Genomic DNA, 14,214 nt, shown 5'->3' with positions numbered 1-14,214 from the left:
ATTGAACAATAAAATGTGATAAATTTCATGTCGGAAAGTTGATTTGTGATAAAAATCACATTAACATTACGTGAAAAGAGGTACAATTAAATCACAGCAAGGGAAGCCAACAATGAAGCACAGGATGACTCCCATGCTCAGCCGCACTTAGCAGGAAAAGACGCTGCTGCTGGAGAAGTTGCATAGGGAATATAAAGTTTTGCAGCTTTCAAAGTGAAAAACGTCACAAAAAGCAAGATTTGGCATTACAATGATTGGGTATAAACATGATAATGCTAGGTGTGAGCGCTCTGGATTGTTTACAGCACATACAGATAATCAAATGTATGGAGGGATTACGATGTCGGTGATTGAAAAGAACATGACTGAAGTAAAAGCAATGGATCCATGGCGTGGGTTCAAAGCGGGAAAATGGCAAAGACACGTAGATGTGCCTAATTTCCTTGATGACAACATTTTGGCTTATCATGGTGACGAGTCGTTCCTCGCGGGTCCGACTCAGAACACGAAGGACCTGTGGGATATTGTAAGCCGTTTGACTAAAGAAGAGCGCGAGCGCGGCGGCGTATGGGATGTCGATGTAAACACTCCTTCAACGATCACGTCGCATAAACCAGGCTACTTGGATAAAGAAAAAGAAAAAGTGGTCGGCGTTCAGACAGACGCTCCGTTCCGCCGTTCCATTCAACCTTTCGGCGGCATTCGCATGATGATTGACGCTTGTAAAGCATACGGCTTCGAAATGCCGGATGAAATTATTAAAATGTTTACAGACATTCGCAAAACGCATAACCAAGGCGTATTTGATGCATATACTTCCGAAATGCGCGCAGCGCGCAAAGCCGGTATCATCACGGGCTTGCCCGATGCTTACGGCCGCGGCCGCATCATCGGCGACTATCGCCGCATCGCATTGTACGGTATCGATTATTTAGTTCAACAGAAGAAGCAAGACCTGAAAAACCTTGAAGTGGATGCAATGGATGCGGACACCATCCGCGACCGCGAAGAAATTTCCGAACAGATTCGCGCCCTCGGAGAATTGAAGCAGTTGGCAGAAATGCACGGCTTCGACATCTCCAAGCCAGCCGTGAATGCACAGGAAGCGTTCCAATGGGTATACTTCGGATATTTGGCGGCCGTCAAAGAACAGAACGGTGCGGCAATGTCCCTTGGACGTGTATCTTCCTTCTTGGATACCTACATTGAACGCGACCTGAAGGAAGGCAATCTGACAGAGCAAGAAGCGCAAGAGTTGGTTGACCATTTCGTCATGAAGCTGCGTATCGTTAAGTTCTTGCGTACACCAGACTACAATGAATTGTTCAGCGGCGACCCAACATGGGTTACGGAATCCATTGGCGGTATGGCTATGGACGGGTCGACTCGCGTTACGAAAAACAGCTTCCGCTTCCTGCACACGCTGTATAACTTGGGACCTGCTCCAGAACCAAACTTGACGGTCCTGTGGTCCACGAAGCTGCCTGAAGCGTTCAAAAAATATTGCTCGAAGGTTTCGATTGAAACAAGCTCCATTCAGTATGAAAATGATGACCTGATGCGTCCGTTCTATGGCGATGACTACGGTATCGCTTGCTGCGTATCCGCAATGCGCATCGGTAAGCAAATGCAGTTCTTCGGCGCTCGCGCCAACTTGGCAAAATGCTTGCTGTACGCTATCAATGGAGGTAAAGACGAAAAATCCGGCGCTCAAGTCGGACCGGAGCTGCCAGCGATTACGAGCGAAGTGCTTGATTACGATGAAGTCGTGAAACGCTTCAAGCAAATGATGGATTGGCTCGCGAAGCTGTACATGAACACGCTCAACATCATTCACTATATGCATGATAAATATAGCTACGAACGTATCGAAATGGCATTGCATGACCGTGAAATTCTGCGCACGATGGCTTGCGGTATTGCAGGGCTCTCGGTTGCGGCTGACTCCTTGAGCGCCATTAAATACGCGAAAGTCAAACCAATCCGCAACGAGCAAGGCATCGCGGTTGACTTCGAAATTGAAGGCGACTATCCTTGCTACGGCAACAATGATGACCGTGTCGACAGTATTGCAATCGAGCTGGTCGAATCGTTCATGAACATGATTCGCAAGCATAAAGCATACCGCAACGCATTGCCTACGCAATCGGTTCTGACCATTACGTCGAACGTCGTATATGGCAAGAAAACAGGCACGACGCCTGATGGACGCAAAGCCGGCGAACCGTTCGCGCCTGGCGCAAACCCAATGCACGGCCGTGACAAAAAAGGCGCGCTCGCATCGCTGAGTTCGGTTGCCAAACTGCCTTACGAGCATAGCTTGGACGGTATTTCGAACACCTTCTCCATCGTGCCGAAAGCATTGGGCAAAGAGCTTGACGCCCGGAAATCCAATCTTACGTCGATGATGGACGGATACTTCGGCAGCGGCGCGCATCACTTGAACGTCAACGTATTCGACCGTGAGCAATTGCTCGACGCGATGGAACATCCGGAGAACTATCCGCAGCTGACGATTCGCGTATCCGGTTATGCGGTTAACTTCATCAAGCTGACTCGCGAACAACAAATGGATGTCATTAACCGGACATTCCACGGTTCGATGTAAGTCCGAATTACGACAGCAACATATGCGAATAATGAAGGAGGGGGAGCAGCCATACCCGAACAACGCGCCTTGCGGTGTTTTCCGGGAGGGCGCCCCCTCTTGCTTTTTCACTGGACATATGTTGATATGGATGGATGAACTCGTGGAAAGCAATAGAGAAAGGACCGTGATACGATGATTGGACGCATACACTCTGTAGAAACGTTCGGCACGGTGGATGGACCGGGAATTCGCTTCATATTATTCATGCAAGGCTGTGCATTGAAATGCCAATATTGCCATAATCGCGATACATGGAGTTTAAACGACGGGAAAGAAATGACGATCGAGGAAGTGCTGTCCGAAATCGAATCGTATTTGCCGTATTACCGCAGCTCCGGAGGGGGCTTGACGGTATCTGGAGGCGAACCGACGCTGCAAGGGCCGTTCGTCAAGGAGCTGTTCCGGCAAGTGAAGGAACGCTGGGACTTGCATACGACGCTTGATACGAACGGCGTAAATGAAGTTACCAAGCTGGCGGACCTGTATGATTTGACGGATCTCGTGCTGCTCGACATTAAGCATATCAATAACGAGAAGCATATGTCCCTCACCGGTGTTCCGAACACGCGGACGCTGGAAACGGCGCGTTGGTTATCGGATCACGGGAAGAAAATGTGGATTCGCCACGTGTTTGTGCCGACGATTAATGATGCGGAAGAGGACTTGCTTGAGCTCGGGCGTTTCATCGGATCGTTGCAAGGCGTTGAGAAGGTAGACATCCTTCCCTATCACCAGATGGGCGTATACAAATGGGAGCACCTTGGCGAGAAATACCCGCTCGAAGGCGTGCCTTCGCCGACACCGGAAGAAGTGGAACGGGCGCAGCGTCTTATCGATCAAGGCCGCAAGGAAGCGGTGCAGAATTAACAGTAGCAGGAGAGTTTGATCCGGGAGAAGAGCTGTAGGAGAACATCCTGCGGCTCTTATTTTCTGTGTGGAATAATGATAAGGCAGGAAGGCACCAAAAAAATTATTAAGAAAATATACCTCAATATAGGTTGGTATATTAAAATTTTAATATTATAATATGTTCTAATAAGCTTATTTATAAAAACCAAAATATAAATATTCAATCCACTTGCAAGAAAACCTCATGAAAACAAACAAAGAATCGAACTCGAACTCTCCTCTAGATTTACACTCTCATGACCATTTAACCGATATCTTAGCATATACACTTAGGTTTTTATTTGATGATGTTTTTGAAGTCAAAGACATAATTGCCCCACTTGCATTTATCCTCCTTTGTTTAAATGAATACTACTATAAAAAACAAGAAATAAAAAATAGTAATCCTAGTTTTATATAATACATATTTTTAAGGAAGAGGTGCTCCAATGATCCGCAAGCCTCAATACATACAAGCTGATGTTTCCTTCCATAGTAAGGATGCGTATAATGAATGACAGCATATAGGGGAAGGAACTTGCGCCATGAACTCAAACTCCAAGAAAAGCATTATTGAAAAATTGAATTTGAACAAGTATTCGATCAAGCTGGTTTTGGACAAGCCTGACGATATTTCTGAATTTGATGAATTAGCGTATGATACAGCGATCAGTAAGGAGAAGTATGATCTTATATTTACCTTTATTTTTTCGTTAGAGGATTTCAAGAAGCATCTGCAGTTGGTTATTGAGAAGCAGTTGCTGCCGGATAAAGGGTACTTGTACTTTGCTTATCCCAAAAAGAACAATCCCCAGTATGCGGAATACATTGAACGGGACAGCTTCTTCAACATGGGGCTTGTGGATAAAGACGGATATGTACAAGGAAGCGATATCAAGTTCGCTAGAATGGTTAGCTTAAATGACGTGTTTACTGTAATTGGACTCAAATGGGAAGGAAAGAAACCGTCCAAATCCGCTAGCTCCAAAAAGAGCCAATGTGTCGATGATTATATCGATCATGTTGCAGACATACAGAAATATCTGGAGGGCAGCGGAGAATTGGCTTTCTACAATTCATTGACCCCTGGGTATCAAAAAGACTGGGCACGCTATGTATACAGTGCGAAAAAGCAAGAAACGCAGGATAAAAGACTTGTTGAAATGAAGTCGATTTTGGCTGAGGGCTATAAGTCGATTGATTTGTACAGAAGAAAAGAGAAGTAGACCCGTTAAGGCGGATCTCAGCGCTGAAAGGGGACTGTTGATATGGATAAAGAGTATAAGAATTGCGAAAGCTGCGGCATGCCTCTAGCTCGAGACGAGCAGCGGGGCGGAACGGAGAAGAACGGAGAGAAAAGCAAAAAATATTGCAGTCATTGCTATGCGAATGGTGAGTCTACGCAGCCGAACATCACAGCCGGGCAAATGAAGGAAAGAGTAAAGCAAAAATTAATGGAGTTCGGTTTTCCGAAGTTTTTGGACAGGCCTCTTCACAAGAAACTTCATAAGCCTGAGCGGTGGTCTAGGTAATTTTATAATGGTGGAGAATCGCTCAACTCAATAACTTTTAAAGATGAAACTGGCTTGTTTAAAAATTCAAGTCAGTTTTTTATTGATCCCACATTTCGTAATCGGTACTAAAAGCGATCTCAGTTAATCAATTGTAAGGCTCCCCTTATGTTCAGGACTATCTTTTTCTGGTATGGTAGTAACAAAAAACCGAATGGGGGGCCATTGCATGCCGAAATCATCCGAACATTCCATTCGTGCAAGCGGTTTCATAAGAGAGCGCCTTCGCTCCATCTGGACAAAAAAGCTGATGGGACGGCTATGGATTCGCTTTTTGCTGCCCTATTTGCTTTTCTTGGTGTTAACGCTAACTGCAGGGTGGATTGCTTACCGGGAAACGATTGATGTACTGGAGCGCGAAGTGCTGGAACGGAACGATAAAGCGCTGTATCAGGCGCAGACTTTGCTTGAGACCCGGTTCGCCGAAGTGGAGTCTATCGTGCAGCAGGTGGCCGATCATCCGAAAGTCAAAGGGTTTCAACTGGTGTCGGATCCATTTGTCGGCACAAATACGTACAAAGTAATGGCGACCCGCAGCGCGCTTGATGATTATAGCGTGAGCAACCGGTTTTTGATGGACTATTTCGTTATCTTTCAGAACAGCTCGCTCGTCATTTCTCCCCATCGGGTAGAATCTGTCGACTCCTTTTACGGAGATGTGCTTCGATATAGGGATTGGGACATCCGGCAATGGAAGCAGGAGATGCTAAAGACCTTTCATTTGAAAGATTTTATCGGCATGCGGACGGTGCGCTACCGGCAGACGGAGGAGCTGATGGTGACATATGTGCGGTCGCTCGGTTATCCGGGGTATTATCAAGGGGCCGTCGTTGCGCTTATTCCCCATACAGAAATCGAGAAAATATTGCAGAGCATCGATGTGCAGCAAGGCGGCACCGTGCGCATTATCAATAGGCAAGGCGAGATCATCGGCTCAATCGGGAGCGGTAATGAGAATTCCATCAATCGTATGATTGCACGTTCCGTGTCCACGAGCAATTCACATTACCGCACAGACATGGACGGACAGGATATGCTCGTCTCGCAGATAGCTTCCGCGAAGACCGGCTGGACGTATATTGCGGCGCAGCCGGCTGCTGACATCCTGGAAAGCGTGCATGCCATCAAGCGTACGACATTTACGCTCGTCGGCATTTCTTTAGCGGTTGTCGTGCTGCTTGCTTTATGGCTATCCCATCGGCACAGCCGTCCGCTGGAGCGGTTGTATTCATACGTTAACGCGTACGCTAAGCCAGGCATGACGCTGCGCGGCAAACGGCCGGACATATTCGCCTATTTGCGCGACGCGTTCGCCGAGCTGCTCGAGACGACGAAGACGCTCGATCAGAAGCTGACCGAGCGTCAGGAATACGCCCGCATGGCCGTGTTCGATAAATGGCTTCGCGGCGGCTATGCGACGGAACAGCAGCTGCACGCCTCGCTTGAGCATGCGGGGCTGGAGCGGAACGCTTCCCGCTATGCGGTAGCACTGCTGCAGCTCGGCTGGCACGGAGACGATTGGAGCGCCTCCGTTCTGCATGAGATGGAGCTGAAACGGCTCGTCGTCATGGATGAAGCGTTCGGCATGGCGAGCGTGCCCTGCGACGTACACGATATCGAGCAGGATCAAGTGGCACTGCTCTTCTATGACACGCATGCCGGCGGCCAGACGGCGCCGGAGGATGAGGCTGCTCGCTTCAAGCATGAGATTGAACATACGCTGCATGAGCTATGCAAGCGGCTGAAGCAATCGCACGTTACTCCGATCTGCACCGTTGGCGGAATGGTGGCGAGACGTCTCGATGTGCCCCGTTCGCTGGAACAAGCGCAACAGCTGCAGTCGGTATTCGAGCGGGATGCTGAAGCGGCTTGGACATGGTGGGGTGAAAGAGAATCGGGATGCGAAGATATGTATGCGTATAACCCGGATGTAGAGCTTCGCCTCATTCATGCGGTTCGCGGCGGCAATGAAGAGGAATTGATCGAGGCGCTTCACGCGATTCGAACAGAGAATTGGGAGAGGCGGCACTTGTCTCGCATGATGCAGCAGTGGCTGCTTATGGATGTATATGCGACAGCCATGAAGCTGTCGCAGACGGTTGATGCGCCGATGCTGGCCGATAATATGCTATTCCAGCAGAAGCTGATGAAGAAAGGGGCTGAGCTTCATAAGCTGTTCCACTTGATCGAACAAGAATTCGCGCATTTGTGCCGGCTCGTCCATGAACGCAAGCGGAGCAGGAACGAGACGCTGTTCGAGGATATGATGACGTACATCCATGCGAACTATGCCGACTCTTCACTTTCATTGACGGCGGTGGCAGATGAGCTGCATGTGTCCGAAGCGTATGTCTCTGCCTTCTTCAAAGAACAGCGCGGCATGAATTTCTCCGATTATGTGGAAAAGCTGCGGTTGGAAGCGGCCAAGGCGATGATTAAGCAAGGGCTGCCCGTGACGGCCATAGCGGAGCGGGTCGGATACAATTCACTCAACTCGTTCAGCCGGGCTTTCAAACGCACCCAAGGCATGAGCGCCAGCGAATATCGAAAAACGTTAAGCAGCTGAAAAGGGAATAATCCTCAATCCCAAAAAGTGAATAAATTGTGAAAATCGCTTCTTTCCCCGGTTCCGGCCATCGTCCTACAATAGGGGCACGATGAACGCGATGAGCGCATACGTTCAGCAGAGCAACACTAAGAACCTGCAATTGTAAGCGCCGTCATGATGTCGTGCCGAATCCAATATCAAAGGCGGATCGAAATTCCGGGGAACAGGAGGTGTGTCTTTGTCTGAAAAAAGACAGCAAGAAACAGAGCGTTCGCTTACCGTAACAAATAGGATGGGCGAGCGCAAAGCATCCATGGCGCTGGGCGCTTACATGAAGCGATCCTGGCAGTTGTACGCTTTATTCCTCATTCCCCTTCTGTACGTCCTTATCTTTAAATACGGGCCGATGGTCGGCGCGCAAATCGCATTTAAAGATTATAACGTCGTAAAGGGCATATGGGCGAGCGATTGGGCCGGAATGAAGCATTTCGTGCGGTTCTTTCATTCTTACGATTTCTGGCGCATCATGGAGAATACGCTGTTCATCAGCATATACTCGCTTGTCGTCAGCACGCCGCTGCCGGTGCTGCTTGCGCTCAGTCTGAATGCGGTCCGTATCCGCTGGTTCAAAAATACGGTGCAAATGGTCAGCTACGCGCCGCATTTTATTTCGACCGTCGTCCTTGTCGGATTGCTGCTGCAATTCATGGATCCGCGCACGGGGATGATCAATCAATTGTTCGGCTTGTTCGGAATTGACCCGGTGCATTTTATGGGCGAAATGAAATATTTCAAATCCATTTATGTATGGTCGGGCATTTGGCAGCATATCGGCTTTTCTTGCATCATTTATTTGGCAGCGCTCTCAACGGTGGATCCTGCGCTTCATGAAGCGGCCGTGCTGGACGGGGCTGGGCGGACGAAGCGGATCTGGCATATCGATATGCCAGCCATTTTGCCCATCGCCATGATTTTGCTCATTCTGAACACGGGCCAACTGCTTGAAACCGGCTTTGAAAAAATTTATTTGATGCAGAACCCGCTCAACCTGAAGACATCTGAAGTGATCGACACGTACGTGTACAAGATCGGCCTGTTGTCGCAAGCGATGAATTTCTCTTACGCCACGGCCATCGGACTGTTCAAGTCGGCCATTTCGCTGGTGCTGATCGTAACGGTGAACTACACCGCCCGCAAGACGGGGCAGGAGAGCTTATGGTGATGCGAAAGGAGGCAAACCATGGACACGTTATCTTCTGCCAAAGGTGATCGTCTGTTCCATATCGTAAACAACGCCGTGCTCGGTTTGTTTCTCATCATCGTCCTCTACCCGCTCCTGTATGTGCTGAGCGCTTCGTTCAGCTCGTCCAGCGCCGTCATCTCTGGCAAGGTATGGCTATGGCCGGTTGATTTCTCGCTGGAAGGATATCAGGCGGTGTTTCGTCATCGCATGGTATGGACGGGATTCCAGAATACGATTATTTATACGGCGCTTGGCACGATAGTCAGCTTGTTCGTCACCATACTCGCTGCCTATCCGTTGTCCCGCAGCGACTTCAAGGGACGGCGCGCGTTCACGCTCCTGTTCGTCTTCACGATGATGTTCAACGGCGGACTCATCCCGTCCTATCTGCTCGTGCGGGAGCTCGGAATGCTGGATACGATCTGGGCGATGGTCGTACCGACGGCGTTGTCTGTCTGGAATGTCATGATTATGATGACGTATTTCCGAACGAGCATACCGAAGGAACTGCTTGAATCCGCACAGATGGACGGGTGCAATGACTTCAAGTTCCTGCTGCGCATCGTGCTTCCGTTATCCGGACCGATCATCGCGGTTATTACATTGTTTTACGGTGTCGATCAATGGAACCAATACTTTAATGCGCTCATCTTCCTGAAGAAGGAGAAGCTGTTTCCGCTGCAGCTTGTGCTGCGGGACATTTTAATACAGAACCAGGTAAGCCAGGAGACGCTTGGCGACGTCCAGACGGCGGCCGCCCGGCAAGGCTTGCGCGAGCTGTTGAAATATTCATTAATCGTCGTGTCCTCCGCACCGCTGCTCGCTGCTTATCCATTCGTGCAGAAATATTTTGTCAAAGGAATCATGATTGGCTCGATTAAAGGTTGATCCGCAACATGAATAACCATTCATTGATAGGGGGAGTATGAATGAGGATGAAACGATGGAGCGCGCTTCTCTTGAGCGCCATGATGATGACCGTGATCATGCTCTCGGCATGTTCGGGCGGCGGCGACAAAGGGGCGGCCGAGGAAAATGGCGCGGATACGGAGTCGATTGTAACGGAGAAGGGCACATTTCCGATTGTGAAAGAGAAGGTGACGCTCAAGGTCATGGTGCCTTCCAATTCCTTGGTCGAGAACTTCGAGACGAATGAATTTACGAAGTGGTATGAAGAAAAGACGAATGTCCACGTCGAATGGATCGTCGTGCCGCAGCAATCCGCAAGCGAGAAGCTGAATCTGATGCTGGCATCGGGCGATTATCCGGACGTCATCATGTCTTTCGGCGTCACTCCGGCGCAGCAGATGATTTATGGCAAGCAGGGCGTCTTCCTCTCATTGAACGATTATATTGATAAATATAGCGTCAATTTCAAGAAGGCTCTGGACGAGAACGAAGTGCTGGGACCAGCGATTACCGCTCCTGACGGCAATATCTATGCCCTCCCGAGCATTAACGATTGCTACCACTGCTCGATGGCGCAGAAGATGTGGATTTACAAGCCGTGGCTCGATAAGCTTGGCTTGAAGGTTCCGACGACGACGGATGAGCTCTACACTGTTCTGAAAGCGTTCAAGGAGAAGGATCCGAACGGCAACGGCAAGGCGGATGAAGTGGTCTTGTCCGGCGCGCCGCGCAGCAGCGGATGGCTGTCGAGCATTGATGGATTTATTATGAATGCGTTCGTCTTCAATTCGACATTCAGCGAATCCCGGGTTCATATGTATGTGCAGGACGGCAAGGTCGAGGTTGCCTACAACAAGCCGGAGTGGCGCGAAGGCTTGAAATATTTGCACAAGCTGTACAGCGAGGGGCTTATCGATCCGCAAGTGTTCACGCAGGACAGCGATCAGCTGCTCAAGCTGGGAGAATCGTCGGGTGACGTCGTGCTGGGCGCGGCGCTTGGCGGACATCAGGGCGTATTCACGCAAATCGCGGGCGAAAGCGGGCGCTGGCTCGATTACGTGACGGTTCCGGCGCTTAAGGGGCCGAACGGTGTGCAGTATGCCGCTTATAACCCGTTTGGCTACTCGCTGGGCGCCTACCTTATTACGAAGAACTCCAAGCATCCGGACGTGGCGTTCCGCTGGGCGGATGGCTTCTATGACGAGGAAGTGTCGCTGCGCACGACGATCGGACGACCGGGCGAGGAATGGCGTGAGGCCAAGGAAGGCGAAATCGGCATTAACGGCAAGCCGGCCAAGTGGGCGAAGCTGAAGGAATACGGGCAAATCCAAAATGTCCATTGGGAGCAGACAGCGCCGACTTACCGTTCGAACGAGCTTCGCCTAAGCTCGGCGGTTCCGAATGACGGCAAGCCGAGCCTCGAAGTCATCCTCTATAATGAAACGAAGAAAAATTACGATCCGTACAAGCCAAACGCGGACATGGCCCTGCCACAGCTGTTCTTCACCGATGAGCAGGCGGCCGAGCTGTCAGACTTATCGAAGACGATTAACGATTACGTGGATGAAATGATGGCTCGCTTCATTATTGGCGACGCGGATCCGGACAAAGATTGGGACACTTATATCCAGACGCTCGAAGGCATGAATTTAACGCGCTTCCTGGAAATTCACCAAGAGTCCCTCGATACGAAGAAGAAATAATAGCAAGTTGGAACGGGCGGTCTGCGACGGAGCAGGCCGTCTTTTTTATGAACCGAAATCGAGCTCAATTCTGAATAGTCGGGAGAGTGGGCAAAAGGACTTTTTGGCGACCCCTCCATCGAGGAGAACGTGTTTCGCGCTCTTTTTAGAGCGGGCCTAATGTTGCGAGATCCTTTACCGGCCGCCGGAACGGGCGCTTTTTTGTCAACGTGCACAACTCTCTTTGGCGATTGGAGAATTTTATCCCCCAATTATGAATTTGTCGTCCTTACCAAGGGCTGGAAGTAGTTCTATAATGAAAGCGTAGTAATTATTCAATTACTTATGGGGAGGTCAAAATATGAAAAAGAGTTTGGTCATGCTGCTGTCTCTTCTGTTTATCGCATCCACCGTGCTGGCGGCTTGCAGCAGCAAACAAGAAACTGCGACCCCGCAGGCGGGAACGGATAAACCGGCAGAGGAGAAAGTCGAACCGTTCGAAATGAAGATGCGCCACATTGAAATTGGAGACTCCAACAAAAATCGTCTTTCTCGTTTGCAAGCCGTCGTGAAGAACACGGAAGCGGAAAATCCGGGCCTGACGATCAAGCTTGACGGCGTCGAGAGTGAAGTGAACCGCAAGGACAAGCTGAGAAGCGAAATGGCTGCGGGCAATCCTCCGGATATTTTCGACGCATTCGGCAGCCCTGATGTGGGGGTATTTGCCAAAGAGGGACTAGTGCTCGATTTGACGCCGATCCTCGAAGAAATGGGGCTGAGCGACAAGTTTGTTTCACTGACGCCATGGACACACGAAGGGAAAATCTATGGCTTGCCTAAAGGCGGCTCCATAGAAGGCTACTTTTATAACAAAAAGTATTTCGCGGAAAAGGGATTAGAGTTGCCTAAGACGTTGGCCGAAATGGAACAGATTGCCGAGAAAATCAAAGCGGACGGCAAGGTTCCGATTGCGCAAGCCTCCAAAGACGCATGGGTTCCGTTGATGACGACGAATAACCTGTGGGCTTATTATGCCGGAGCGGAATTTACGAACGGGTTCAAAACAGGCGAGTCGAAATGGGATGACCCGAGAATGGTGGAAGCCGTAACGAAGCACCAAGAATGGGTGAAGAAAGGCTACTTCAAGAAGGGCGAGCTCGGCTTGGAATATAACAATCAGCGCAATCAGCTGCTCACGGACGAAGCTATCATGATGTATGACGGCTCTTGGGCTTACTCCGCGTTGACGGATGAGAAGACGGCTGGAGCGGATACAAAAGACAAGTTCGGATTTTTCCTGATGCCTCCTCTGAAAGAGGGCGAGGGCACAAGCTCCATGGTGGATACGAATAATGGTTATGCGTTCTCTGCGAAAGCGGCGGAAGATCCGCGCAAGCTTGCAGCCATCAAATCGTTCATTAAGAATTTCTATAATGAAGACGTTCAATTGCAATCCTTCAAAGAAGACGGCATGCTTCCTTCGATGAAGATTGAAGAAAGCAAAATGAAGGAAGTAGCCGAGCATCCGTTGATGCAAGAGATTTTGGCACGGATGAATGAAGTGAAATACACTTGGCCTGCATTTGACGCACTGGTGCAAGCCGAAGTCAATACAGAGCTTGGAACCGGCATTCAACAAGTCATCGAAGGCGTAAAAGAGCCGAAAGCGATGCTTGAAGGAATGCAAAAGGTGCAAGAGCAAGTCAATGAGGAAACTGACGCAGCTCAATAATCCATTGCCTCTGATTCAACCGATTCAGCACCACTCGCAAATGGCCGGGTGGTGCTGAATTTAAATAGAGACCTGATGCCTACTATCTGGAGTATGGAGGTACGAGATGAACAAAGCGCTAAGACATCCAGTCACTTATATTTTATTTTTGCTTCCGACGTTATTCTTGTTTACTTTGTTTTTTATATATCCCGTAATGAATGCCACCTATTACAGCTTTACAAGCTGGAACGGCATTTCCAAAGTCGTGAAATTCACGGGCTTGGATAACTACTCACGGGCGGTTAAGGACCCGAATTTCTGGATAGCGGTCAAAAATAACGGCTTGTTTATATTGTTTTCCGTGTTTATCCAGGTTCCGATCATTATTTTGTTCTCGCTTCTTATCGCTAATGTCAAGAAGCTCAAAGGCTTATACAAAACGGCAGTGTTTGCCCCTTCGGTCATGTCTACAGCGGTTATAGGTATTTTGTGGGGATTTATTTACGAGCCAGATATTGGATTGATGAACAACTTCTTGGGGCTGTTCGGCGTAGACAAGATCTACTGGCTTTCTGATCGCAGTTGGGCAATGATTTCGATTTTAATTACGAACGGATGGCAATGGACGGGATTCTATATCGTCATGGTATTAGCGGCGATTATAGCCATTCCGAAGGAATTGGACGAAGCAGCCATGATCGACGGGGCAACGGGTTGGCAGCGGGCTACGAAAATTACGGTTCCGCTCATCATGCCGATCATTTCTGTCGTCATTATGCTGTCCGTGGCCGGCGCGATGAAAGCGGCCGATATCGTGCTCGTCATGACGAAGGGCGGGCCATCCGGGGCAACGGACGTAATGGCGACCTATATGTTGAAGCATTCCATCAAGAGCTTCAAATACGGCTTCGGCAACAGCATCGCCGTTCTAATCTTTATCTTTACGCTTATCATTACCGCGTTGTATCAGCTGTTGGTCGCAAAAAGAACGGAAAGGATCGAATATTGA

Annotated in this window: 10 protein-coding genes; all 10 read left to right on the top strand. The window is 49.4% G+C overall.

The window, feature by feature from the left end:
• Positions 1–340 precede the first annotated feature (340 nt).
• The 10 genes from pflB (at position 341) to JSQ80_RS00585 (ending at position 14,214) form a co-directional block, all read left to right on the top strand.
• On the top strand, positions 341–2,608 hold the full coding sequence (pflB, locus tag JSQ80_RS00630) for a formate C-acetyltransferase (RefSeq protein WP_206093956.1): 2,268 nt from the start codon (positions 341–343) through the stop codon (positions 2,606–2,608).
• A 174-nt stretch (positions 2,609–2,782) separates the two neighbouring features.
• Positions 2,783–3,517: a pyruvate formate-lyase-activating protein gene (gene pflA, locus JSQ80_RS00625; protein WP_206093955.1), complete on the top strand. Its 735-nt coding sequence runs from the start codon at positions 2,783–2,785 to the stop codon at positions 3,515–3,517.
• Positions 3,518–4,083: 566 nt separating this feature from the next.
• On the top strand, positions 4,084–4,764 hold the full coding sequence (locus JSQ80_RS00620; protein WP_206093954.1) for a YdeI/OmpD-associated family protein: 681 nt from the start codon (positions 4,084–4,086) through the stop codon (positions 4,762–4,764).
• A gap of 42 nt (positions 4,765–4,806) precedes the next feature.
• Positions 4,807–5,070 (top strand): zinc ribbon domain-containing protein, encoded by a 264-nt coding sequence (locus JSQ80_RS00615; RefSeq protein WP_206093953.1) that lies wholly within the window; start codon positions 4,807–4,809, stop codon positions 5,068–5,070.
• Positions 5,071–5,278: 208 nt separating this feature from the next.
• On the top strand, positions 5,279–7,675 hold the full coding sequence (locus JSQ80_RS00610; protein ID WP_206093952.1) for a helix-turn-helix domain-containing protein: 2,397 nt from the start codon (positions 5,279–5,281) through the stop codon (positions 7,673–7,675).
• 220 nt (positions 7,676–7,895) lie between these two features.
• Positions 7,896–8,879, top strand: coding sequence for an ABC transporter permease (locus tag JSQ80_RS00605; RefSeq protein ID WP_140397881.1), 984 nt, complete (start codon positions 7,896–7,898; stop codon positions 8,877–8,879).
• Positions 8,880–8,897: 18 nt separating this feature from the next.
• Entirely contained in the window at positions 8,898–9,788 is an 891-nt protein-coding gene (locus JSQ80_RS00600) for a carbohydrate ABC transporter permease (protein WP_087433713.1), read from the top strand.
• 41 nt (positions 9,789–9,829) lie between these two features.
• Positions 9,830–11,512, top strand: a complete 1,683-nt coding sequence (locus JSQ80_RS00595) for an ABC transporter substrate-binding protein (protein WP_206093951.1) — start codon at positions 9,830–9,832, stop codon at positions 11,510–11,512.
• A 340-nt stretch (positions 11,513–11,852) separates the two neighbouring features.
• Complete coding sequence (locus JSQ80_RS00590; protein WP_206093950.1) at positions 11,853–13,223, top strand: ABC transporter substrate-binding protein; 1,371 nt, start codon at positions 11,853–11,855, stop codon at positions 13,221–13,223.
• 106 nt (positions 13,224–13,329) lie between these two features.
• Complete coding sequence (locus JSQ80_RS00585) at positions 13,330–14,214, top strand: carbohydrate ABC transporter permease (protein WP_206093949.1); 885 nt, start codon at positions 13,330–13,332, stop codon at positions 14,212–14,214.

Origin of the sequence: Paenibacillus apiarius (assembly GCF_017052585.1) — a bacterium.
Lineage (GTDB): Bacteria > Bacillota > Bacilli > Paenibacillales > Paenibacillaceae > Paenibacillus_B > Paenibacillus_B apiarius.
This window is presented reverse-complemented; position numbering and strand designations above follow the sequence as displayed.